Below are 22,397 nucleotides of genomic sequence, written 5' to 3' on the forward strand. Positions count from 1 at the left end.
CACCCCACCGTGATCCGGCGCGGACACGGTGGCCCGGAGGGAGAAGTCATGTCCCAGGTATTCACACTGCCCGACGTGGGTGAGGGTCTGACCGAGGCCGACATCGTGGCCTGGAAGGTGTCCGAGGGGGACACCGTGTCCGTCAACCAGGTGCTCGTGGAGATCGAGACCGCCAAGTCCGTGGTGGAGCTTCCCTCGCCGTTCGAGGGCACGGTCCAGGAGATCCTCGTCGCGGAGGGAGACACCGTGGAGGTGGGCACGCCCATCATCTCCGTGAGCTCCGCCGACGACGCTCCCGCCGGTGCCACTGACCCCGGCTACACGGGTTCCGCCCCGGAGGACGGTCTGGCCGACGCCCCCGCGCCCGACACCGCCGCGTCGACCGGTGAGGACGCCACGTCCGGTTCGGGGCGCAGCATGGACTCCGCCCAGGGCAAGGCCCTCGTGGGCTCGGGGCCCAAGGCGGACCCGGTGCGTCGGCGGCGTCGTACCCGCGTGGGCATGCGCACGGACGCCGAGGCGCCCCAGGGTCTGAGCGCCTCGACCTCCCGCGCCGACGACGCCGCGGGGCCGGCCGACGAGCGCAAGCACGGTTGGGCGGACCGGTTGTCCCGCACGGGACTGGGAAGTGCCGCCGTGGACCTCGCGGAGAAGGCCGGGAAGATCCGGGGCCGCGGGGAGTCCTGGTTGAAGTCTCGGGACGAGGGTGCCGAACAGGGGCCCGCGTCGGCGTCGATCCCGCGCCGTCCGAACCTGGCCAAGCCCCCGGTGCGCAAGGCGGCCAAGGAGATGGGCATCGATCTCGCGGACGTGCAGGCCACCGGCGACGGCGGCCAGGTCACCAAACGCGACCTGCTCGCCTACGCGGCGCACCTGCGCGAGGTGGAGGACGGCCCGGACACGTTCTGGACCCACACCGGCCAGCCGGCCACCGCGCGGGAGGAACGCATCCGCGTCAAGGGCGTGCGCAAGGCCACCGCCCAGAACATGGTCAAGTCCGCCTTCAGTGCGCCCCACGTGTCGATCTTCGTGGAGGTGGACGCCTCACGGACCATGGAGTTCGTCAAGCGGCTCAAGCAGTCCCCGCACTTCGAGGGTGTGAAGGTCACGCCGCTGTTGATCCTGGCCAAGGCCGTGATCTGGGCGGCCGCCCGCAACCCGCAGGTCAATGCCACGTGGACCGACACCGAGATCATCATCAAGCGCTACATGAACCTGGGCATCGCCGCGGCCACGCCCCGGGGTCTGCTGGTTCCCAACATCAAGGACGCGCAGGACCTCAGCCTCCGGGAGCTGGCGATCGCGCTGCACGAGCTGACGCAGACCGCACGCGCCGGGCGCACCCAGCCGGGGGACATGCAGGGTGGGACGCTGTCCATCACGAACATCGGTGCGCTGGGCATCGACACGGGAACCCCCATCATCAACCCCGGTGAAGCCGCCATCGTGGCCTTCGGGACCATCAAGCAGAAGCCGTGGGTCGTGGACGGGGACGTCATCCCGCGGTGGATCACGACCCTGGGGGGTTCCTTCGATCACCGCGTGGTGGACGGTGACCTCTCCGCGCGGTTCATGGCGGACGTGGCCCGCATCCTCGAGGAACCCGCTCTGCTGCTTGACTGATGCTCAACCGCCGTCGCCCGGCTCCGTGCGGAAGCACCTGGCGAGGTGGCCCGGTGCCCGGCCGATGCGCTGCAACCATCGGTAGGCGGTGACCGGGCCCACCAGCACGATGCCGTGGGATCGCAGCACCTGGGACAGTCGGCGGGACTCCGTGGAACTGTCCGGGAGTTCCAGCGCGTTGTCCGGCGCCGCTTCAGGGGCGTCACCCGGGAATGGCACCCCGGCCTCCTCGAGCAGCGCGAGCCACCGGTCCATGTCCCAGTCCCGGCACACCTCCGCGTTGTGGATCACGGCCTCGATCTTGGCGCGGTTGCGGATGAGTTCGGCGTTGACGAGGAGGTTGTCCACGTCGTCCTCGTCGAACAGGGACACGCGGGCGGGTTCGAGATCGGCCATGTGGAGGTACCACGAACCGTGGCGCGCGGACTGCGACCACCTGGCCAGCCCCGAGTCCACGAGTTCCAGGGTGAGCGTGGCGAAGTACTCGTCCGCGCTCGAAGGCGCCGTCCCCCAGTCGTAATCGTGATCCGCGAGCGCCCCGGGTGTGCTCACGGCCCACGGGCAGCGCCGCAACCCGTCCCCGCAGTGCACCACCCGGAAGGCGGTGTGGGGTGTGGAATGTGAGGTGTCCTGGGCATCTGCCGAGGTGGTGTCCGATGAAGTCGTCATGGCAGCACGCTAGGGCGCGTGGTGTCCTGTGATCCGCGCTCGCGGGCCCCCGGGTATCACCGGCGTGTGAACCCGCCCGGCGGGCGCGCTGTGCAGGGCGATTGCCGCGGGGCGGGACCGTCGTGGATGAGGCGGGCACATGGTGGGCGGGCCGGTCCATAGTGGGGTCCGGCCGTCGGGGGGTCGATCCGAACCGCGCGGGCCTTTGTGGTCCATGGAACGCTGTGGAGTGCCCCGTGATCCTGGCCTCCGCAGCAGCCCCCCCCGCCATGGCCATTTCCCCGTGCGCGTTGTACACGCCAGGACGGGCGCTGCCAGCCTCGACCTTCACGCTCACGTACATGTACGTGAACATCGAATCCCGGGGTTTAGTTCTCGATACATAAATCGCCCTGGAATTCGGGTTCCGGATCAGCGATGAAGCGCGGGCGTGCGGGGTCCGGAACACGTCGTTCACCTGAGGCAACCGAAGTGGTGTTTCGCGCGCGCGGTTGGCGAACAATACGTGGTACACGCTGACCCCGAACGAAACCGTTCCTGCCAACGGCAGCGCTGGGACTGTAAATGCCGCGTGCCGATTCGGAACTTCCGGCACCGAGGCTTGCAACCATGTTCTCGAGCGGGTTGCCGTCCACCACCAACAGGTCCGCCCACGCGCCCCCGTGCTCCTTGGCCCACTGTGCGCCACACGGCCCCAGTGGGACGTGGGTTCGGCCTTCTGAGCTGTTCCTCCGGGAGGTGTTGTCCCCCTTATCGAACGGTTGCAGCGACAACCACGCGTTCTTGCGTGCCATTTCGTCCGACCTCTCCTCGTCCACGAGGTGACCGTGCTCGATGGACCTCACGCCGGCTCGGATGGCCCTCTGGATGCCTTCCACGCTGTCGACGTGCGCACACACGTACGTTCCCCAGTCCGCTGTGGTCTGCACGACCGCACTGACCTCCTAGAAACGGGAAGGCCTCCCGCCCAGGGTGACCGGCGCGGCGTACGCGGGGCTGGCATCTCCGTGTCCCGCCGTCTGGGAGATCAGCGCACCGCGGGGGAAGACCCTCGGCCCCGGGAGGGATCCCGCGTCGATGGCCTTCCTCAGCCCGAACGTGGGCTCCGACGTCGCGCACCGTGGTTGCAACCCCGCAGGAGCGTGGAGTCGGCCTCGGCGACGGCATGGGCGTACATCAGCCCCGTGCCCGCCTCGAGCATGGTGTCCATCCTGTTGGGGGCGAAGATCATGTGCCAGTGCGCATCCGACATGCCGGGCATGAGAGCGCGGCCGTCGGCGTCGATCCGGCGTGCGCCGTCGGACGCGGTAGGCGGTTCCTCGGAGGCCTCGCAGATCTTCGACCCGGTGACCAGGAGCCGCGCGGCTAGTTCGTCACCCGTCCCGTCGAGACCTGGGCATCGCTGATCAGAACGGGTTGCTGGTCGGTCACGGGTCCTCCTCAGGGCCGGAAACGGTCTGGACGGCACGCCGTCCCTCCCTGCGAACCTACTCCGCTCCGGGCGCGGCCGGGTAGTTGCACCCGGGATGTCTTCCGATGACCAGGCGGGATGTTGGCGGTGGAGGATGTAATCTCTCGCGTGGAACGGCTGCCCCCTCGATGCCCCCGGCTGCCACGACCGAGAAAGTGAGTCACCCGCGTCGGTCCCCCCCCCCGCCGAAAACACACCCCACACCCTGTCGCGTCGAACCCTTGCGAAAGGGATCGCGTGGAGCACGCCGGTCATCATAACGAGTGCCCTGGCCCCCGGATACGCGGTGTCCGGTCCCGTCAGGGGGGTGCTACAACTACAGCTTTTCCCAATTCGCGGTGGGTACGGACGCGAACGGGCTGACGGGCACAGCCATCTCGCAGGGGAACCCGCCGTCCGCCAACGCGACGAGGGGTGCTGCGGGCGCCACCTTTTTTCGTTCGGCGGAGTACGTGAGTTCACAGACGAAAACGGTACGGAACGTCAGGAGCACGAATACGACATCGCGGTTCTCGTCCCTGACCTTCACCTATACGGCGCCGGTCGCGGGCGGGTGGGAATTCCTCGCCATTCCCAGCATCAGCTTCTGCGTGGCCTGACCGGGAGACGCAGCGCCGCGGCGTCGTCGTGCGGAATGCACGCTCGAGGCATCCGGGTTCAGAAAACGGAAACGGCCCCCGTGCCGTCCGCGATCTCCACGGCCACGGGATCGGCGTCCGGGTCCTGGGAGTCGTGGACGATGAACACCGCGGTGGGGTCACCCGGGGGCAGGGCCCGCACGGTCACGGCGCCGGAGCGGGCGTCCGCGAGGATCGCCGAGAGCTGCTGCGCGGTGGCTTCCAGAACCTCGGGCGACGGAGCACTGCCGCGCTCGTCCAGGATGTCCACGGTGATCCCCCGGGCACGTGCCGCGCGGGTGAGCTCCAGGATGTAGGGCGTCGCGATGGAGCGACCGCGGATGCTGTCCCGCAGTTGGGCCTCGGTGAGGCGGAACTGCTGGACGTCGTAGTCGGTCACCTCGGAGGAATCCTTGGCGATCTGCTCCAGCAGCCCACCGGCCAACCGGCGGACCTCGTCCACCCGCCGGTTGGAGGCGTAGCGCATCCCCTTCTCGGCCTCGTCGCGGCTGCGCGCGGTGGCCAGTAGGCGCTGGGTGTCCTGTCTGCGCCGCATGAAGAAGTCGTACTGCCGCTCGACCATCCACGTCACGAGCACCACGGCGATGCCTACCACGTGATATGCCTCGATGGGCATGATCACCCCGTTGACCACGGGCCACCGGCTCACGGACAACACCGTGACACCGAGCCACACCGCGAAGGCCCAGCCGGGGCGGCGTCGCATCCCCAAGCCGAACAACAGGGCGATAAACCCGAGATGGAACCACGGGGTCTGTCCCGCCTGCAGCGTCACGGGGGTCGCGGCGTAGCCCTGCTGAGCGGCCACCAGGAACAGGACGGACGTCAACGCGGTGGGGAGCAGGGGGAACTGGGAACCGTCCCAGCGGGGTAGCGCGATGATGGACCCGGCCAGCGCGTAGTTCACCACGGACACGGCCAACTGCTCGGGTCGGATGGAATCCTGGAGGTAGCCCACGGCGGCCACGAAGGGTGCGCAGAATGCCGCCAGCAGGATGAAGCGCATGTAGCGGTGGGCGAAGACCGCGCGCGTGGACCCGCTCATGCCGTCACGTCCTTGGGCCACACCAGCGTCACACGCGTCCCACGCCCCGGTGCGGTGTCCAGGGACACTCGTCCGCCGATGGACTCAAGGTTCTCCACGATGGACACGCGCACCCCGAGCCGCCGGTTGGGGACGTCGTGGTAGTTGAAGCCCCGGCCGTCGTCACTGATCGTGAACCGCAGGAAGAAGCCCTCGGGATTGGTCACGCTGGCGGGGCACAGCTCACCCTCCATCGACACGGTCGTGTACTCACTGCCCGAGTGCCGGGCGCTGTTGGACACCGCTTCCGTCACGGCCTGGGTCAAACCGTGCGCCACGTCCGCGGGAACGAATACTCGCGGTTCGCCCACGGGCCGCATGGGTGCCCGCAGGTTGGTGAATCGCACGCGCGCGCGCCACGGGGCGAGGGCCTCCATGAGCTCGTCCATGAGCACGTGGACCATCACGGTGTGGTTCGCGGAGGAGCGGTCGGACTCCTCGGCCAGGATGTCCAGGGCCCGTGCGGCGAGCTGGCGCGTGCGCTTGGGTAGGACACCCCGGGTGCGGGACGCGTCCAGCAGGGCGGCCATCACGTTGTCGTGGATCAACCGGTCGATCCGCTCCTGGTCGGCGGTCTCCGAACGGCTGCGCCGCAGCGCGAGCGTCTGCGACAAGGCCTCGGCGTAGGCGATGTCCATGCGCTCGACACCGTGCTTGCCGGCGGTGAGGACCACCACGAGCATGAGGCTGAACACCATGCGGGAGAGTCCCGCCGTGAGCAATGACTCCGGGATGGGCTCCGCGGTGATGAGCAGGGCGGAGATCAGGGCGTACACGCCCTCGTTCATGATCATGTACAGGATGGCGGCCGTGGGGCTCCACAGCACCGCCGCCGCTCCCACCGCCAGGATGATGAACCCCGAGATCCAGGGGTTCTGGGGCATGGGCTCACCCGTCCACGCGAACGGCAGGGCCAGGATGGCCGCGGAGACCACGGCCGTGTAGGCCAGGAACACCCAGGGGCGCACGGAATGACGCAACCCGTAGAACAGGGTGAGGCCGGTGAGCACCGCGAGCGCCAACAGGAAGATCGTGTACCACCCGTGGAGGGAGTGCTGCTGTTGCGCGAAGATGGGCAGCGCCTCGATCAGATGGGTCACGGCGAACACGCCGAAGCCGATCATCGCGAACCAGTGGGCGCGGTAGGTGTTCAGCCCGAGCTCGTCAGGGGCGGTGGTCGCGAAGAAGCGCTTCCACCGCAACCGCGTGTTGACCGTCCGGTAGGAGCGGGCCCGGCCCTCCGGTGACCTCCCCAGCAGGATCACGGGGTGTCCGGTGGGGGAATCACAGCTTCTTCTCGGCGCTCGTCACGTCGTCCTCGGGGTCCACGAGACCGTCCTCGATCGCGCGGATCCGCAGGTCGATCTTGGTGGGGGCCGGGCGCCCGATCCGCGCGTACTTCTCACGGATCCGGTCGATGTTGGTCTTCACCGCGGACTGCTTGATCCCCATGCGGCGGGCGACCTGCACCTGGGCGAACCCAGAGGCGTACAGGCGCAGGGTCTCGCGTTCGCGCGGGGACAGGGCGGCGCGGGAGAACTCGACGTCCCCGTCGATGGCCGCGGCCAGTTCCTTGGTGATCACGGGTTTGCCGTCCGCGATCGCCCGCGCCTCCTCGATGGCGTGCTCGAGCGGGTCCGATTTGCGCACCAACCCCAGGGCGCCGGCGCGCAGCGCCTCGCGGATCAACCCGGCGTTCTCGCCGATGCTGAAGATCAGCACCTTCATCCCGGCGCTGCGTAACCGTTCCACGTTGCCCGCCGGGCGTGACTTGTCCGCCAGGGACAGGTCCAGCAGGACGACGTCGCACTCGATGCGTTTCGAGCCCTGCGCGGTGAGGGCGGGATTCTCCGGGTCCCGGCCCAACTGGTCCAGCAGGGTGGACACGGAATCCGATGACCCCACGAGCTTGACGTCCGCGAGCGATGTCATGGACACCAGACGCACGCCTTCACGGACCACTTCATGATCGTCGACTACGGCGACGAGTGTTGAAGGCATAGAAAGTTCCTCCGTACTCCCCAGTGAGGACCCAGCCCAGGCCCTCGACAGAACGGAAGTCTACTAGCTTATTGCATTCGAAACCGTCCAGGCGTCCACTTTACGGTGGTAGCGCATGCCCCACACCCCGCCCAGGATCGCGCCCGCGAGTCCCAGCAGCACGAGACCCCCGAGCGCGATGAGCCCCATTCCCACATCGCTCCCGATCAGCTCCTGCGCGACCCAGCGGGGACCGGCCGCCGTGGCGGCGTCGGCCCACAGCCACACCACGACCGAGGCGACGGCGCGCGCCAGCAGGGACCACAGCCACACGCTCACGCCCTGGGCGACCCCCGAGAAGCGCGCCATGCGCCCGGCCACGTACCCTCCCGCGATCATCGAGAGCAGTTCCACGACGCCCAGGACGGCGACGGCGATCCACGACTGCGCCGCCCCCGGCGCCTGCCATGCCCGGGCCAGGGTGTCGCCCGCTCCCCGGGTCACGTCCAGGCCCAGCTGGGGTCCCAGCAGCCCGGCGAGCGTGAGCAACAGGCCACCCAGTGAGATGGCCGTGAGCAGTCCCAACACCCCGGGGATCAGTTGCATACCGCCGAAGTGCTGGCGCTGCCGCCGCCGCAGTTCCTCCACCGTGGGCCGGGCCGCGGCGGTGGAGCCCTCCGAGCGCACCGCGGGGCGCATGGAGTCCCACGCGGCCTCGGCCGAGATCCGCTCGCTCGGGGGTGTGAGGTGGTCGTCGCCCACGGGGTCCGTGTTGCCGGAGCGCTCGTCCCGCGGGTGCAGGCGTCCGGAGGCGACGCCGGTGCGTCCCGTGCGCGGCGCCGTGTCCCGGGTGGGGGAGCGGACGTCGTCGTACGGGGAGACCGACGGCAGGGCGGCGGTGTCGCCGGCCGCGGCGTCGTCGTGCCGGACCCCGGGACGGGGGAGGGGGCGCGTGGCCTGAGTATCGCCGGCGGGGCTCACCCGGGAGGTCGGCTCGGTCCAGGGTGCGTTGCCGTCATCGAGAGGATCGCGAGCGGTGGAGGGGGACATGGAGGGCCTCGATTCGGCGGGGATTCCGGTGGCGGGTCCCCAGAAGTCTATCGAGACCGGGACTATGGGACGGGTCCGGGGCGCCGGGTGCGACGTCGTCGTGGGACGCGGGCGAATGTCCCACGGCGGGATGGGCGGGACGGTAGCCTCGCTGACATGGCTGAGACGAATTCCCGAGACTTCCTGGCGACCCGCCCGTGGACGGCGAGCTACGACCCCGGCGTTCCCCGAGACCTGGAGCTGCCCGAGACCTCCCTGGTGCACATGCTCGAGAAATCGGTGGCCCGCCACGGCGCGAAGACGGCGGTCGAGTTCTTCGGCGCGGGAATGACGTACGCGCAGCTCGGTGACCAGGTGCGACGGGTCGCGGAAGGACTGCGGCGGCTGGGCGTGCAGGCCGGGGACCGCGTGGCCATCGTGCTGCCCAACTGCCCCCAGCACATCGTGGCCTTCTACGCCGCCCTGCGGCTCGGGGCCATCGTGGTGGAACACAACCCGCTGTACACGACCCCGGAACTGCGCCACCAGTTCGAGGACCACGGTGCGCGCGTGGTGATCGCGTGGGACAAGGTCGCCGCGAGGATCACCGGGATGCCCAAGGACCTGGCCGTCGAGCACGTCGTGGCCGTGGACATCACCGCGAGCATGCCCACGATGATGCGCGTGGGACTGCGCCTGCCACTCAAGAAGCTCGCCGAGCAGCGCCGAGAGCTCACCCAGCCGGCCCCGGGGACCATCGCGTGGAAGTCCCTCGTGGACTCCGACCCGATCCGTGAGGACCACCCCCGGCCCGCGGCCACGGACATCGCCCTGCTGCAGTACACGTCCGGGACCACGGGCCTGCCCAAGGGCGCCATGCTGAGCCACCGCAATCTGGAGTCCAACGCCGTGATGGGCCAGCACTGGTTGGACAGCTCGTCCGACGAGGTCGTCTACGGCGTGCTGCCCCTGTTCCATGCCTTCGGGCTGACCCTGGGTGTCACGTTCGCGATGTCCCTGGGCGCTAAGCTCGTCCTGTTCCCCACCGTGCGCGCGGACCTCATCCTGCGGGCCATGAAGAAGAGCATGCCCACGGTGCTGCCGGCCGTCCCGCCCGTGTACCAGAAGGTGCTCGACGCCGCCGCTGAGCAGGGGAAGGATCTCACCGGCATCCGGGTGGCGGTGTCCGGAGCCATGACCTTGCCCGTGCCCCTGGTCGAGACGTGGGAGGACGCCACGGGCGGGGTGCTGATCGAAGGCTACGGCCTCACCGAGTGTTCCCCGTTGGTCGCGTGCAACCCCCTCAACGAGCACCGCCGTTCGGGTTCGATCGGCATCCCCTTCCCCAGCACGGACGTGCGCATGGTGGATCCGGAGACGGGTGAGGACGTTCCCGTGGACGCGGAGGGTGAGCTGCTGGTCAGGGGCCCCCAGGTCACGCAGGGCTACTGGAAGCGCCCCGAGGAGACTGCGAAGCTGTTCACGGAGGACGGCTGGCTGCGCACCGGTGACATCGTGACGGTGGACCAGGACGGCTTCCTGCGCGTGGTGGACCGGATCAAGGAAGTGGTGATCACCGGCGGCTTCAACGTGGCCCCCACCGAGGTGGAGACCGCCCTGAAACTGCACGACAGTGTCGCGGACGCGGCCGTGGTGGGCATCCCCAACGACGACGGCAACGAGACCGTGGTTGCGGCGGTCGTGCTGGAACCCGGGGTCACCCTAGATGAGGACGCCCTGCGCAAGCATTGCTACGACAAGGTCACCCGCTACAAGGTGCCGCGCCGGATCGTGGCCATGGATGACCTGCCCCGCACGATGCTCGGTAAGACCCTGCGGCGAGCGGTCAAGCAGGACATCATCAAGAACAACCTGTTGGACTCCTGACACCTCATCGGCCGGGATCAGCTCGGTCGGAACAACTCCTGCCGAACGGGCGTGCGCCACGGGGGCCGGGTGGCGTACATGGGGTTCAACCACCCCGCCCTGCTGGAGACGTTCTTCGCCGCGAAATCGATCGGGGCGGCCGCAGTCCTGGTGAAACCCCGGCTGCGGCAGGCGGAAGTGGAATACATTCTGGGCGACTGCGGTGCCACCACAGTGGTCTTCGGGCAAGACCAACGCGAGAATGCTGCGGGCCTGGAGGCCGAACTGACCGGCGTGCGCTCCTGGGTGAGTGTGGACGGCGGCGGACCCGGGGAGGAGTACGAGCGGTTCCTGGCCTCCGGTTCCGAGGAGCTCGTGGACGAACCGGTGGAGCAGGACGACCTGGCCCTGATCATGTACACGTCCGGGACCACGGGCCGGCCCGAGGGTGCCACGCTCACGCACCAGACAACCTCTTCTACCAGTACGTCAACACCCTGATCTGTCAGGACCTGCGCCAGGACGAGGACCACCTGGCCGTGGCGCCCCTGTTCCACATTGCCGGGCTGAACATGATGACGCTGCCCACATTCATGCTGGGCGGGACCATTATCATCCACCGTCAGTTCCGCACCCCGGACGTGGTGACTCCGGGGGCATCGCCGTGGAGGACGAGGACGGGTACCTCTACATCAAGGACCGCATGAAGGACGTGTACATCTCGGGCGGGGAGTACGTGTACCCCGCGGAGGTGGAGAACGCCCTGCCGGGTCTCGAGGAGATCCAGGAAGCGGCCGTGATCGGTGTGCCGGACGGGCGTTGGGGCGAGACCGGCCGCGCGTTCGTCGTGCTGTTCGAGGACGCCCCCGAGCTGAGCGGGAACGAGATCCTCACCCGGCTGCGCGAGGGGCTGGCCACCTACAAGCTTCCCGCTCGGGTGGAGGTCGTGGCCGAACTGCCGCGCACCACCACGGGCAAGATCCAGAAGAACGTCCTGCGCGAACGCGCCTGATCCCGAGGAACCACCATGTCATCAACCACCGCCCCCGGGGACCGAGCTACGGCCCATGGATCGCAGGTCGCAGGACAGGGAAGCGCGCCGCGTGATCCTCTCCAGCTACCTTGGCTCCACCATCGAATACGACGACTTCCTGCTCTACGCCTCCGACTCCGCGCTGGTGTTCCCGCACGTGTTCTTCCAGGACCTGGACCCGGTGGCCGGCGTGATCGCCTCCTACGGGACGTTCGCCGCGGGTTACCTCGCGCGGCCCCTGGGCGGTGCGATCTTCGGTCACTTCGGGGACAAACTGGGCCGGAAGAAGATGCTCATCCTGCCCATGTTCGTCATGGGTATCGGCTCCACGCTGATCGGGCTGATCCCGTCCTCCGCGAGCATCGGTTCGTGGGGTGCGATCCTGCTCATCCTGCTGCGCGTATTTCAGGGCATCCCGGATTCCGCCGGCGTGCACTTCGGCGTCGTCAAATTCTGACAATATCTATTTCTAATCCCTGTGATTATGGCTAAACTCCATATCAAGGTGGCGGACGGGGACCGGGGAGAACCATGGAGCTTCGACAACTCAACTACTTCATCGCAGTGGCGGAGGAGCGGCACTTCGGCCGTGCCGCCAAACGCTTGCACATGGCGCAACCGCCGTTGTCGCAACAGATCCGTCAGCTCGAGGAACAGCTCGGCGTCAAACTGCTGGACCGCACGACCCGGCGCGTGGACCTGACCCCGGCCGGACAGGAGCTGCTGGACCGCGGACGCCAGATCATCAACGAGGTGGAGACGCTCAAGGCGGACGTCTACCAGGTGGGCAACGGCGCCACCGGGGTGCTGCGCGTGGGCTTCTCGGGCTCGGCCACCTACAGCGTCATGCCGCGGCTCGTGCGCCACGCCAAGGAGCAGCTGCCCGGGGTCTCCCTCACCCTGCAGGGCGAGATGCTGACGCCGGCCATGGAGGCAGGACTGCGGGACCACACGCTCGACGCCGCGATCCTGCGCCCTCCCGTGGCATCCCAGGACATCGAGTACCGGATCGTGGGTCGGGAGAAGCTCGTGGTGGCCATGCCCAGCGACAGCCCCCTGGCGTCCGGGCGGCCCGTGGCGGCGAACGAACTGCAGGAGCAGAACTTCGTGTCCTACCCGCCGGGATCGGCCGTGTACCGCACCGTGTCCGAGATGTGCCGCCGGGCGGGCTTCCAGCTGCGCATCGCGCAGGTCACCCACGAGACCTCCACCATGCTCTCGTTTGTCGCGGCCAGCAGCGGGATCGCCGTGGTCCCCGAGTCCGTGCGGGCGCTGCAGCTCGAGGGCGTGCTTTACGCGGGCCTCGAGGATTCCCCCGTGACCGAGATGGCCGTGGCCTGGCGGCGGGACGACCGCTCGGCCCTGCTGGGCAATTTCCTGAACCTCGTCATGGACGTCACCGACCACGACTGACCCGAGCACCACCCGCTCAAGAAAGGCGACCATGAACATCACCCGCATCGAGGCGATCCCCTACTCGATCCCCTACGTGCACCCCCTGCACTTCGCCTCGGGTTCCGTGACGGAAGCGGACCACGTCCTCGTGCGGGTGCACACGGACGAGGGCATCGTGGGCACCGCGGACACCCCGCCCCGGCCGTACACCTACGGTGAGACCCAGAAGTCCATCGTGGCGGTGATCGAGGACATCTTCTCCCCGCAGCTCAGCGGTCTAGACGCCTTCGCCCGGGAGCGGATGCAGACTGTCATGGACCGCACCTTCCACAACCAGACCGCCAAGGGCGCGGTGGACATCGCCGTGTGGGACGCGATCGGCCAGCTGCTCGGACAACCCGTGTCCACGTTGCTGGGCGGGTACACCGACCACATGAGCGTCTCCCACATGCTGGGGTTCAAGCCCGCGGAACAGCTGCTCGAGATCGCCCTGGAGTTCCGGGAGACCTACGGGATCACCACCTTCAAGCTCAAGACGGGGCGCCACCCCGTCTCGCTCGACGTCGAGGCCGCCCGCGTGCTGCGCGAGGGCCTGGGTCCCGAGGCCCGGATCTACATGGACGCCAACCGCGGGTGGAGCGCCAACGAGGCCTCCGAGGTCCTGCGTCTCACCGCGGACCTCAGCATGGAGTTCCTCGAGGAGCCCGACGACGCTCGGGAAGTCATGGGCCGACGTCGCCTCGTAAGCACCTCGCCCATCCCGATTGCCGCGGACGAGTCCGCCCCGAACCTGGGCACGGCGGCCAAGGAACTGTTGAGCGGGGGAGCGAACCTGCTCGCGATCAAGACCGCGCGCTCGGGCTTCACCGAGGCCACCAAGATAGTGGGTCTCGCGGAGGGCCTGGGCGTGGACGTCTACGTGGGCAACCAGATCGACACCCAGGTGGGGACCATCGCGTCCGTGACCTTCGGTGCGGCTTTCTCCCACACGTCCAAGCGCGCGGGGGAGCTGTCCAACTTCCTGGACATGGCGGACGACCTGTTGACCGAGCCCCTGCGGATCGTGGACGGGAAGATCCACGTGCGGGACGTCCCCGGGGTCGGCACCGTGATCGACGAGGACAAGCTCGCCTACTACCGGGCCCGCTGAGGCGGCCCGCCCCGTCCCTCGAGCGGGGCGGGGTGGGCGGGCCGCATCCTGCGTGCGGTCGTGGGCGGGTGGCGACACCGGGGTCGTCCCGGCTCTCGACTCCCGGCCCAGCAGGGCCCGTTATTCCTGCTCCGGTACAGGGCCGCGAGCTCGCTGCGGGAATAGATGCCGAACTTGGTATAGATCCCGGCCGCGGCTTCCTCGGCGTCGAGTTCGCTCACGGCCTTGTCCATGACCTGCTTCCAGTAGCCGTGCTGGACGGGGTGCAGGCCCTCGTCCTCGGTGCGCACACCGGAGGCCAGGACGTTGGTCACGCCGAGCGCGGTGGCCTGCTCGTTTGGGCCCTTGATCTCGTGGGCCATGCCGCGGCTCATGTCGTTCCACGGCGCGGAGGTGGCCTGGTACGTCTTCTGGCAGGAGCGGAACTCCTCGAGATCGTCCTGGGTGGCCATACCGGTGGCGTTGAAGAAGTCCTCGTACTGGCGGATCCGGTGGGCGCGGGACTTGTCCGACTCACCCTTGGGAGCGATGCAGTAGATGGTGACCTCGGTCTTGTCCACGGCGATGGGGCGCACGTGACGGATCTGGGAGGAGAACTGGTCCATGAGGTACACGTTCGGGTACAGGCACAGGTTGCGGGAGATGTTAATCATGAAGTTAGCTGTTGTTGGCCATGAGGTTGCTGACGGCGTCCGCGCCTCGGCCTGGTCACTGCCAGACATGAGGCTTGGATCTTAGCGACGAATTGACTCTGCCGTAACGTCAACCGACAGGGTGGTGTTCATGACTGAGAACCACGGGCCGGCGATTGACCGGTCGATCTATGTGATGCCAATGTTCGTGAACTTCGTGGTCAGCGACCTGGCGGCATCCGAAGCGCTCTATGCCTCGGCGGGGTTCGTGACGCTTGCGACCATCCCGGGGCCGGGCGGTGTGCCGTCGCTTGTGCATCTGCGCCGGGAAAAGTACCAGGACATCCTCATGACCCAGGGCGTAGCGGTGCGCGGGTCAGTATCCGTGTCGTTTGCGGCGGGCGACGTCGACCTCGGGGAAGTCGTTGATCGCCTTCGGTCGGCGGGTGCCGAGGTGGCGGGGCCGCTCGATACTCCGTGGTTCACGACCGATGTCACGTTCACGGACAAGGACGGGAACGCGGTCACTCTGACCGCTCCGCGGATGGCGGATCAGGCTGCCGCGCAGGCCTGGGCGAGCGATCAGATCACCGGTGACTTCGAGCTGCCCAAGGGAGCAGGCGCCCCGAACTGGAACCAAGGCTGAGGAGAGCAACGTGACGGAGTGGCCGATCAGAGACCTTGCGAAGGCGACCGGGCTCACCAGTCGAACGCTCCGACACTACGAGCAGATCGGCCTGCTCCTTCCCTCGCGGGTCGCGAGCAACGGATACCGCTTCTATGGTGACGCCGAGATCTCACGGCTCTACCGAATCCTGTCGCTCCGCGCGCTCGAACTCCCCCTCGCGACCATCCAACTCGCGCTCGATGACAAAACCTCTCTCGCTGACGCCATCGAAACGCATCTCGGGCTCCTGGAAGAACGCCGAGACAGAACCAACGAACAGATCGCCATCGTCCGACACACGCTCGAGACGGTGAAGAAGGGCCAGTCCATGTCCATCGAGGAAGTCTTCACAGGCGTCGACCAGAGTCAGTACGAGACCGAAGTGCGCGCCCGCTGGGGTGATGCGGCCTGGGAGCGCAGCGCTATGCGCCGTACCGGCATGACCGACGAACAACGAGAAAACGACGATAAGAAAAGCCGCGACGTCAACGCGGCGTTGCGGGCTGCGGCCGAGGATGGCGAGAACCCGAATAGTTCCCGCTTCCAAGGCTTGGTCGCGGACCACCATCGGTGGGTTACGGCGTACTGGGGAGGTAGAGAACCCGACCGTGAGGCCTACACCGGGCTCTCCGAGTTGTACGTGGCCGATCCTCGGTTCGCCGCAACCTACGGCGGTGAGAGCAACGCCGAAATCATTCGCGAGGCAATGCGGATCTGGGGCCGGGCCAACCTCGAATGACGGGTGGATGATGTTTCACCGGAACAGTCCGCTCACCTTGTAGGGCCGCCGCCGACTGATTGAGCGCTGCCAGACGCGGCCGATTTCACACGTCGCGGCCGAGATGGGCCTATCTCGTGCCACGGCCTCGAAATGGGTCAATCGGCACCGAGCCTTCGGCGACGAGGGTCTGCTCGACCGCTCCTCGACGCCATTGCGGCAGCCGACCGCCACGTCGGGTGCGGTCGTCCGGCGGGTCGAGTGGTTGCGCCGCGAGCACAAATGGTCGGCATCTCGCATCGCTTTTGAACTTGAGCGGGAAGGGGTCTGCCTCAGCCGCAGGACCGTGACTCGATTGCTGGGGCATCTCGGATTGAGCCACCGGCGGTTCATCGACCCGGCCGGCGAGACGAACCGCGAACCGCAGCGCATCATTGCCGAGCGACCCGGTCACATGGTCCACATCGACGTGAAGAAGGTCGGCCGAATCCCGGACGGTGGCGGCTGGCGCATTTACAGCAAGGGTAGCCCCCCAAGCCAAAGCGGTCGACCGCGCGAAGCGGCGCGGATCGCGGGCTGGATACGTCTACCTGCATTCCGCGATCGACGGCTACTCGCGACTGGCTTACACGGAAGCCCTCCACGATGAGAAGGGAATCACCGCAGTTGAGTTCCTGGCCAGAGCCCGCGACTGGTTCGCCGCCCACGGCATCGTCGCCATCGAACGGATCGTGACCGACAACGGAGCCTGCTATCGCTCGCGGGCCTTCGCTGCCGCTCTCGGCGGCAGCCGACATCAGCGCATCACGCCCTACACGCCGCGGCACAACGGCAAGATCGAACGCTACAACCGCATCCTCGCCGAGGATTTCCTTTACGCCCGAGCCTGGTCCTCAGAACAGCAACGCCGAGACGGGCTGCTCACCTGGAACCTGCACTACAACTACCACCGACCCCACAGCGCACACGACGGTCGCCCGCCAGCATCCGCGACACCGTTACGCGTCAACAACGTCCTGGCCTCCTACAGACGGCTCCGGCAACGAGGTTCAGTACGACTACGTGCTCGCCAAGGAAGGCGAGAGCCGCTGAGTCTTTCGGTCGGTCCCGTTACGACGGCGCACCCCGACCCCGTGTTCGCGCACGGCGGTGGGGTGCCTTCGTTGGCGTGCCCGCCGGTGGCGCCGGTCAGCGATGCCAGCTGGAGGTGGGTCACCGGCAGCGGACAGCTGCGCCAGCCGAGGATGGGTCATTGCAACGGTCGACTGCAGCGGTCAGTTGCACCGGTCAAGGGTGCCGAACCTCGGAGGGAAACAGGTGTAGACGATCACACCTGACCGGGGGACAATACAAAGCATGTGAATATAACGAAATAAGTCTACTTGTGATGCAGCGGACCCCCGGATTTCCGGGGGTCCTCGTCGATTCCGGGATCATCAGTAGCTTTACTTGCGTATCAATGTAGTTGCTGCATAAAATCATGTTGTCGGCCGAAGTGGCCCGGGCGCATCCCCCCAAATACGCGCCCGGATGATCCCCCGGCTGGCCGGCGTCCCGATCTCCCCCCAGATTCGGGATGTCCGACGGGTCCTGCCGATCCCCCAAGTGGCAGGACCCGTCCCCTGTTAACGGGCCTTTTTCCTGAAAACCCGCGGGACCCGTCGGCTGCGGCAATCCCCGGGGGTCCACCGCGAGGACCACGGCTCGAAGGCCCGTCAGGCGAGATCCATGGACCGCAAGCGCGGCAACACCTTGTCCGCGATGCTCACCAGGGCCGTCTGTTCCTCCTCGCTGAGCCGGTCCATGAACGCGGCACGCACCATGTCCAGGTGGGCGGGGGCCGCGCGCGCGATGACCTCGCGTCCGTGCTCGGTGATCCCCACCACGAGCCCGCGGGCATCGGTGGGGCTGGGGGAGCGGCAGATCATGTCCCGCCGTTCCATACGGGAGAGCATGTGGGACAACCGCGAGCGTTCCCAGCCCAGTTCCCGGAGCAATTCACGCGAAGGCAGTTCCCCCGAGTCGCTCTCGGACAGCGGGACGAGGACCTCGTACTCGGATCCGGACAGTTTGCTGTCACGTTGCAGCTGCCGGTCCACCGCGCGCTCCATGCTGCGGGACAGGGTCAGGAAGCTGCGCCACACCCGGTCCTCGGTGTCGCTGAGCCACGGCGTGTGCCGGGTGCCGGTCGTGCTGTCCATGGGTGTTTCCTCGTGGTGCGCCGCGCGGGGCGGGGGCTGGCGGGTGGACGGGGGGGTCAGTCCCGGGGGTCGTGTCTGATCCAGTCCGAATCGTAATAGTTGCCTTCGTCTCGCCGGTCCCGGTCACGCAGTCGCTCGGCGTAGTCCGTGGGACGAAGGGGCGAATCGTCGTCGTCGGGCCGGGTGAGCCGGGACGTGGCCACGAGGCCGAAACCGAGCCCGGCACCCACGATCATGGTCATCCCACCCACGATGAACGCCAGGATGTAGTCGTCCAGCAGGTCCGCGGGCACGGAGGGCCCGAGCCACGAGGGGACTACGAAGGCTGTGGCGATGCAGCCGAGGCCCAGGAGCAGCAGGGCCGCAGGGATCAGCCACAGCTTGGACCACGCACGGCGCACGGGTTGCGTGGGATCCCGGAAGATCGGCAGCGCCCGGGTCTGCACGAGCGCGTACCCCGCGACCCCGGCGACCGTGAGGACCGCCCCGATGACCCAGCCGAGCCACGCGCCCTGCGCGATCAGACCGAGGCCGACGAGCAGCCCCAGCAGGACCACGGTGAAGGACAGCCCGCGGCCCATGCGCCGCGCCGCACGCGACGACGCCGCGCGGGCCCCCGCTGACGGGGACGCAGCCAGGCGCGGGGTCGCGGCGGACGGGGACCCAGTGGACGGCGCCGCGGTCGGGGAGCCGGGGGAGGCGGCCGAGCCGGGCGCCGTCGTTCCGCCCGAAGCAGACTGGGTGTCCCGGTCAGCGGAACCCTGCGGGCCCCCGGGACCCTGCGCGTCCCCGGGACCCGTGGTGCGGATGCCGTAGGTCGGGCGTTCGCGGGGAGCGGGCACGGGTGACCGCGCGCCGCCGCGTGACGGTGCGTCCTGGGAGGGGGAATCGGACGGGTCGTGCTCGTCCCGTGGGTGTTGGGCAGAAGTCATGGACAAGTTCTCGGGTGAGGGGACAACGGGCTCACGCGGGGTGTTTCGACAGGGCCACTGTAGCCCTCCGCGCGAGTCCTCCGCGCGGTCCAGGGCACCCCGGGGCTACCCCACTCAAGGATTGGTGACGTATCATCAAAATATATTCACGGAAGGTACAGCATGTCGGATTCCACGACCCAGAACATCGAACAGGCCGAGGACGGGCGCTACTCCACCGCCGGGGCCTACGTCCACGAGGGCGAGGAGTACAACCGCGACACCACCTACATCGAGGACCGCATCGTGGCGGACCCGGAGCACGCGGAACTGGCCGAAGGCGCCCGGGCGTGGCCCGTGGAGGCCGGTCGGTACCGGTTGGTGGCCGCGCGGGCGTGTCCGTGGGCCAACCGCACGCTGATCGTGCGCCGCCTGCTGGGCCTGGAGGACGCCATCTCGGTGGGCCTGCCCGGACCCACGCACGATTCCCGTTCGTGGCGTTTCGACCTGGACCCGGACGGGCGCGACCCCGTGCTGGGCACCGAGCGGCTGCAGGAGAACTACTTCAAGCGCTTCCCGGACTACCCCCGGGGGATCACCGTGCCGGCCATCGTGGACATCCCCACGGGCCAGGTGGTGACCAACAACTTCCCGCAGATCACCGAGGACTTCAGCACCGAGTGGAAGCAGTTCCACAGGGAGGGCGCCCCCGATCTGTGGCCCGAGGAGCTCGTGCCCGAGATGCGCGAGGTGATGCACCGCATCTACACCGAGATCAACAACGGTGTGTACCGCTGCGGTTTCGCGGGCTCGCAGGAGGCCTACGAGTCTGCGTACGAGCGGTTGTGGGCGGCCATGGACTGGGTCGAGGAACGGCTCTCCGGCCAGCGCTACCTCATGGGCGATCACATCACCGAGGCGGACGTGCGCTTGTTCACCACCCTCGCACGTTTCGACCCGGTGTACGTGAGCCACTTCAAGGCGTCCCGGAACAAGCTCACGGAGATGCCCAACCTGTGGGGTTACGCGCGCGATCTGTTCCAGACCCCGGGCTTCGGTGACACCGTGGACTTCCAGCAGATCAAGGAGCACTACTTCGTCGTGCACCGGGACATCAACCCGTCCGGCATCGTGCCGCTCGGCCCGTCCCTGGAGAACTGGACGAGCCCCCACGGTCGCGAGTCGCTGGGCGGCTCCCCGTTCGCCCCCGGTGCCACGGCATCGGGTCCCGTGCGGGACGACGAGCGAGTGGACCCGGACCACACCCCGCTCGCCTCCTGATCACCTCACGCGGCCCCCCGACGATGCGCAGGACCCGTCCGGGGGCCGCGCGGTGCCGCGTGCGCCCGTGTGGTGTTGAGCACCCTCACCGGGGGTACGCCATGCCGTACGGAGGTCGCTTCTCATCGTGCGACGCCGGGGTGGTTCGCGCATCCTCGTGGGATCCCCACAAACCCCCGGCAGGGGCTTTTGTGCCCCGGCCCGACGGCGCTCGATGGCCCCTCGTACTAGGGTTGATGTCGCGTGTCGGGTGACTTCACCCGCGCGGCACCGCCGCCGTACCGCACCCGATGGGCGCTCGTCGCGGTCCCGGACGACACCCCGATCCCACGGTTACGAATCGCGCCCTGACGCCGTCGTCCCGCGGGGTGCGACGAGCCGCCCCGAACGCCCCCAGACCGATCCCACCCACTTCCCCAGGAGACCCATGGCCCCGTACCGTAACCAACGCGCCGCTGCACTTCCCGCGCGACTCTCCCGCTCGTGGTTGCTGACGTCCGCGGCGGACACGTCGCTGTTCGCGCCCGCGCTGGCCTCGGAAGCGGACTCCGTGATCCTGGACATCGAGGACGCGGTGCCGGAGGAAGACAAGGACCGCGCCCGTGAGGACATGATGGAGGCCATGCACCAGGGCGTGAGCGCATGGGTGCGGATCAACGACATCACCACCCCGCACTGGGAGAAGGACCTGGCTGCGCTGAATGAGGTCGACAACCTGCGGGGCATCGTGCTCGCCAAGACCGAGCACCCGGACCACATCACCAAGACCGCCATGATGAGCCAGGCGGGAATCCCTGTGGTCGCACTGATCGAGTCCGCCGTGGGCCTCATGAACGCGTACGACATCGCGCGCGCCCCGGGCGTGTTCCGGCTCGCGTTCGGTGTGGGCGACTTCCGCCGTGACACCGGCGCCTCGGGGGACCCCATGGCCCTGGCGTTCGCGCGCTCGACCCTGGTCACGGCGTCGCGGGTGGGTGAGCTGCCCGGTCCCATCGACGGCCCCACCAACGGGGTGTCCGGGGCGGAGCTCGAGGCCGCGTGCAAGGTCACGCAGTCCATGGGCATGACGGGCAAGCTGTGCCTGAACCCGGACCAGACGGACGGCATCAATCACGCGTTGGCCCCGAGCGATCAGGAGATCCGCTGGGCCCGTGAGATGATCGAGCAGGCCGAGTCCGGTCACGCCGGTGCGGACGGTTCCTACCTCCCGCGCCTCGCGCGCGCCAAGAAGGTCTCGGAACTCGCGGAGACCTACGGCCTCTGGAACAGCTGATCCGCCGCGGGGTCCGTCCAGCGGGCCCAGCTGCGGACTCCCCGCACCTACAGCGGCAGTCCCCACACCCGCAGCATGTCCCCGACCGCGGGGTCGGCCAGCGACTCCGCCCGGAAGTGGGACGTGATGGGTTCGTCGTGGCCGTGGGGCACTCCCAGCACCCACAGTCCCGCGGCGACCGCGGCTGCGGTGCCCGCGGGGGAGTCCTCGACCGCGAGCGCGTCCGCGGGCTCCACTCCCAGGCGCCGCGCGGCCTCCTCGTAGATGTCCGGGGCGGGTTTGCCGCGGGGTACGTCCTGCGCGCTGACCCACGTCACGACGACGTCCGCGAGGCCGATCGCGTGCATCTTCCGATCCAGGATCCCGCGGGTGGAGTTGCTCGCCACGGCTACCGGGACCCGCTGGGCGCACGCCCGCACGGTCTCGATCGCGCCCGGTAACGGTTCCAGGACTTCACCGACCACGTCCTCCTCGGTGCGCACGAGCCGCTCGTACACGGCGTCGAACCCGGGAGCGGGCTCGTCCCGCTGCTCGGCCACGGTTGCCGCGCGCCGCGAGATGTCCCGGGCCACGTCCGCGGCGGACAGCCCCATGAGGGACGTGCCTGCGCGCTCGTCGAGCGTCACGCCGAACGATTCGGCGACCTGGGCCTGCACACGCGCCCACGCGCTCTCGGTGTCCATGAGCACGCCGTCGCAGTCGAAGACGACGGCGCGCGGGCGCCAGTGCGGGCCCGGGCCGGGCAGGGTGGTATCCATACCCTCCAGTCAACCACG

20 protein-coding genes and 2 pseudogenes are annotated in these 22,397 nt (G+C 68.3%); 12 read left to right on the plus strand and 10 right to left on the minus strand.

Annotated features, from left to right (window positions below):
• The first annotated feature begins 48 nt into the window (after positions 1–48).
• On the plus strand, positions 49–1,623 hold the full coding sequence (locus tag Q9R22_RS06260; protein ID WP_131332276.1) for a dihydrolipoamide acetyltransferase family protein: 1,575 nt from the start codon (positions 49–51) through the stop codon (positions 1,621–1,623).
• Between the two features lie 3 nt (positions 1,624–1,626).
• Here the strand turns inward: Q9R22_RS06260 and Q9R22_RS06265 are convergent, their stop codons facing one another.
• The 6 genes from Q9R22_RS06265 to Q9R22_RS06290 form a co-directional block, all read right to left on the minus strand.
• On the minus strand, positions 1,627–2,292 hold the full coding sequence (locus Q9R22_RS06265; RefSeq protein WP_131332277.1) for a DNA-3-methyladenine glycosylase I: 666 nt from the start codon (positions 2,290–2,292) through the stop codon (positions 1,627–1,629).
• Between the two features lie 1,087 nt (positions 2,293–3,379).
• Positions 3,380–3,544, minus strand: a complete 165-nt coding sequence (locus Q9R22_RS06270; protein ID WP_165489767.1) for a hypothetical protein — start codon at positions 3,542–3,544, stop codon at positions 3,380–3,382.
• 876 nt (positions 3,545–4,420) lie between these two features.
• Entirely contained in the window at positions 4,421–5,446 is a 1,026-nt protein-coding gene (locus tag Q9R22_RS06275; protein ID WP_131332278.1) for a hypothetical protein, read from the minus strand.
• A complete protein-coding gene (locus Q9R22_RS06280; protein ID WP_242670571.1) occupies positions 5,443–6,750 on the minus strand; it encodes a sensor histidine kinase in 1,308 nt (435 codons plus the stop codon). Before Q9R22_RS06280 ends, Q9R22_RS06275 begins: the two co-directional genes overlap by 4 nt.
• A gap of 19 nt (positions 6,751–6,769) precedes the next feature.
• Complete coding sequence (locus Q9R22_RS06285; protein ID WP_085106122.1) at positions 6,770–7,486, minus strand: response regulator transcription factor; 717 nt, start codon at positions 7,484–7,486, stop codon at positions 6,770–6,772.
• 63 nt (positions 7,487–7,549) lie between these two features.
• The gene (locus Q9R22_RS06290; protein WP_131332279.1) at positions 7,550–8,515 is read right to left on the minus strand and encodes a hypothetical protein; all 966 of its coding nucleotides are present in this window, start codon (positions 8,513–8,515) and stop codon (positions 7,550–7,552) included.
• A 156-nt stretch (positions 8,516–8,671) separates the two neighbouring features.
• Between Q9R22_RS06290 and Q9R22_RS06295 the strand changes: the two genes are divergently transcribed.
• The 6 genes and pseudogenes from Q9R22_RS06295 to Q9R22_RS06320 all read left to right on the plus strand — a co-directional run bounded on the left by Q9R22_RS06295 (position 8,672) and on the right by Q9R22_RS06320 (position 13,938).
• Complete coding sequence (locus Q9R22_RS06295; RefSeq protein WP_131332280.1) at positions 8,672–10,381, plus strand: long-chain-fatty-acid--CoA ligase; 1,710 nt, start codon at positions 8,672–8,674, stop codon at positions 10,379–10,381.
• A 78-nt stretch (positions 10,382–10,459) separates the two neighbouring features.
• Positions 10,460–10,861, plus strand: coding sequence for an AMP-binding protein (locus Q9R22_RS06300; protein WP_131332281.1), 402 nt, complete (start codon positions 10,460–10,462; stop codon positions 10,859–10,861).
• A gap of 163 nt (positions 10,862–11,024) precedes the next feature.
• Entirely contained in the window at positions 11,025–11,372 is a 348-nt protein-coding gene (locus Q9R22_RS06305) for an AMP-binding enzyme (protein ID WP_131332282.1), read from the plus strand.
• Between the two features lie 55 nt (positions 11,373–11,427).
• Positions 11,428–11,808: pseudogene (locus tag Q9R22_RS06310) on the plus strand (MFS transporter); the annotation flags it as partial.
• 116 nt (positions 11,809–11,924) lie between these two features.
• The gene (locus Q9R22_RS06315; RefSeq protein WP_064847414.1) at positions 11,925–12,806 is read left to right on the plus strand and encodes a LysR family transcriptional regulator; all 882 of its coding nucleotides are present in this window, start codon (positions 11,925–11,927) and stop codon (positions 12,804–12,806) included.
• Positions 12,807–12,837: 31 nt separating this feature from the next.
• Positions 12,838–13,938, plus strand: a complete 1,101-nt coding sequence (locus tag Q9R22_RS06320; protein ID WP_131332284.1) for a mandelate racemase/muconate lactonizing enzyme family protein — start codon at positions 12,838–12,840, stop codon at positions 13,936–13,938.
• Here the strand turns inward: Q9R22_RS06320 and Q9R22_RS06325 are convergent.
• Positions 13,923–14,591: an SRPBCC family protein gene (locus Q9R22_RS06325; protein WP_276401451.1), complete on the minus strand. Its 669-nt coding sequence runs from the start codon at positions 14,589–14,591 to the stop codon at positions 13,923–13,925. The genes Q9R22_RS06320 and Q9R22_RS06325 overlap by 16 nt on opposite strands.
• 130 nt (positions 14,592–14,721) lie before the next feature.
• Here Q9R22_RS06325 and Q9R22_RS06330 point away from each other — a divergent pair, with 130 nt between their 5' ends.
• From Q9R22_RS06330 to Q9R22_RS06340, 3 genes and pseudogenes are all read left to right on the plus strand, one after another.
• On the plus strand, positions 14,722–15,216 hold the full coding sequence (locus Q9R22_RS06330) for a glyoxalase/bleomycin resistance/extradiol dioxygenase family protein (RefSeq protein WP_131332285.1): 495 nt from the start codon (positions 14,722–14,724) through the stop codon (positions 15,214–15,216).
• Positions 15,217–15,226: 10 nt separating this feature from the next.
• Positions 15,227–15,976, plus strand: coding sequence for a MerR family transcriptional regulator (locus Q9R22_RS06335; RefSeq protein ID WP_131332286.1), 750 nt, complete (start codon positions 15,227–15,229; stop codon positions 15,974–15,976).
• A 55-nt stretch (positions 15,977–16,031) separates the two neighbouring features.
• Positions 16,032–16,983, plus strand: a pseudogene (locus Q9R22_RS06340) (IS481 family transposase); the annotation flags it as partial.
• A 687-nt stretch (positions 16,984–17,670) separates the two neighbouring features.
• On the opposite strand, the gene Q9R22_RS06345 reads toward Q9R22_RS06340, so the two are convergent.
• Both Q9R22_RS06345 and Q9R22_RS06350 read right to left on the minus strand, forming a co-directional pair.
• Entirely contained in the window at positions 17,671–18,156 is a 486-nt protein-coding gene (locus Q9R22_RS06345) for a MarR family winged helix-turn-helix transcriptional regulator (RefSeq protein WP_131332287.1), read from the minus strand.
• 56 nt (positions 18,157–18,212) lie between these two features.
• Entirely contained in the window at positions 18,213–19,088 is an 876-nt protein-coding gene (locus tag Q9R22_RS06350) for a hypothetical protein (RefSeq protein WP_131332288.1), read from the minus strand.
• A 162-nt stretch (positions 19,089–19,250) separates the two neighbouring features.
• Here Q9R22_RS06350 and Q9R22_RS06355 point away from each other — a divergent pair, with 162 nt between their 5' ends.
• Both Q9R22_RS06355 and Q9R22_RS06360 read left to right on the plus strand, forming a co-directional pair.
• Complete coding sequence (locus Q9R22_RS06355) at positions 19,251–20,348, plus strand: glutathione S-transferase family protein (protein WP_098053684.1); 1,098 nt, start codon at positions 19,251–19,253, stop codon at positions 20,346–20,348.
• 427 nt (positions 20,349–20,775) lie between these two features.
• The gene (locus Q9R22_RS06360) at positions 20,776–21,621 is read left to right on the plus strand and encodes a CoA ester lyase (protein WP_085106133.1); all 846 of its coding nucleotides are present in this window, start codon (positions 20,776–20,778) and stop codon (positions 21,619–21,621) included.
• 47 nt (positions 21,622–21,668) lie between these two features.
• Here the strand turns inward: Q9R22_RS06360 and Q9R22_RS06365 are convergent, their stop codons facing one another.
• A complete protein-coding gene (locus Q9R22_RS06365; protein ID WP_131332289.1) occupies positions 21,669–22,379 on the minus strand; it encodes an HAD family phosphatase in 711 nt (236 codons plus the stop codon).
• Positions 22,380–22,397 lie beyond the last annotated feature (18 nt).

It is taken from the genome of Kocuria sp. PD6 (assembly GCF_031844145.1).
In the GTDB taxonomy this organism is placed as follows: domain Bacteria; phylum Actinomycetota; class Actinomycetes; order Actinomycetales; family Micrococcaceae; genus Kocuria; species Kocuria marina.

Bases quoted from the DNA above. Each gene is read 5' to 3' on its own strand.
- Q9R22_RS06355 (WP_098053684.1), top strand. From the start codon at position 19,251: ATGTCGGATTCCACGACCCAGAACATCGAACAGGCCGAGGACGGGCGC.
- Q9R22_RS06320 (WP_131332284.1), top strand. From the start codon at position 12,838: ATGAACATCACCCGCATCGAGGCGATCCCCTACTCGATCCCCTACGTG.
- Q9R22_RS06265 (WP_131332277.1), bottom strand. From the start codon at position 2,292: ATGACGACTTCATCGGACACCACCTCGGCAGATGCCCAGGACACCTCA.
- Q9R22_RS06275 (WP_131332278.1), bottom strand. From the start codon at position 5,446: ATGAGCGGGTCCACGCGCGCGGTCTTCGCCCACCGCTACATGCGCTTC.
- Q9R22_RS06315 (WP_064847414.1), top strand. From the start codon at position 11,925: ATGGAGCTTCGACAACTCAACTACTTCATCGCAGTGGCGGAGGAGCGG.
- Q9R22_RS06260 (WP_131332276.1), top strand. From the start codon at position 49: ATGTCCCAGGTATTCACACTGCCCGACGTGGGTGAGGGTCTGACCGAG.
- Q9R22_RS06295 (WP_131332280.1), top strand. From the start codon at position 8,672: ATGGCTGAGACGAATTCCCGAGACTTCCTGGCGACCCGCCCGTGGACG.
- Q9R22_RS06290 (WP_131332279.1), bottom strand. From the start codon at position 8,515: ATGTCCCCCTCCACCGCTCGCGATCCTCTCGATGACGGCAACGCACCC.
- Q9R22_RS06345 (WP_131332287.1), bottom strand. From the start codon at position 18,156: ATGGACAGCACGACCGGCACCCGGCACACGCCGTGGCTCAGCGACACC.
- Q9R22_RS06300 (WP_131332281.1), top strand. From the start codon at position 10,460: ATGGGGTTCAACCACCCCGCCCTGCTGGAGACGTTCTTCGCCGCGAAA.
- Q9R22_RS06365 (WP_131332289.1), bottom strand. From the start codon at position 22,379: ATGGATACCACCCTGCCCGGCCCGGGCCCGCACTGGCGCCCGCGCGCC.
- Q9R22_RS06325 (WP_276401451.1), bottom strand. From the start codon at position 14,591: ATGATTAACATCTCCCGCAACCTGTGCCTGTACCCGAACGTGTACCTC.
- Q9R22_RS06330 (WP_131332285.1), top strand. From the start codon at position 14,722: ATGACTGAGAACCACGGGCCGGCGATTGACCGGTCGATCTATGTGATG.
- Q9R22_RS06360 (WP_085106133.1), top strand. From the start codon at position 20,776: ATGGCCCCGTACCGTAACCAACGCGCCGCTGCACTTCCCGCGCGACTC.
- Q9R22_RS06270 (WP_165489767.1), bottom strand. From the start codon at position 3,544: ATGTCGGATGCGCACTGGCACATGATCTTCGCCCCCAACAGGATGGAC.
- Q9R22_RS06285 (WP_085106122.1), bottom strand. From the start codon at position 7,486: ATGCCTTCAACACTCGTCGCCGTAGTCGACGATCATGAAGTGGTCCGT.
- Q9R22_RS06350 (WP_131332288.1), bottom strand. From the start codon at position 19,088: ATGACTTCTGCCCAACACCCACGGGACGAGCACGACCCGTCCGATTCC.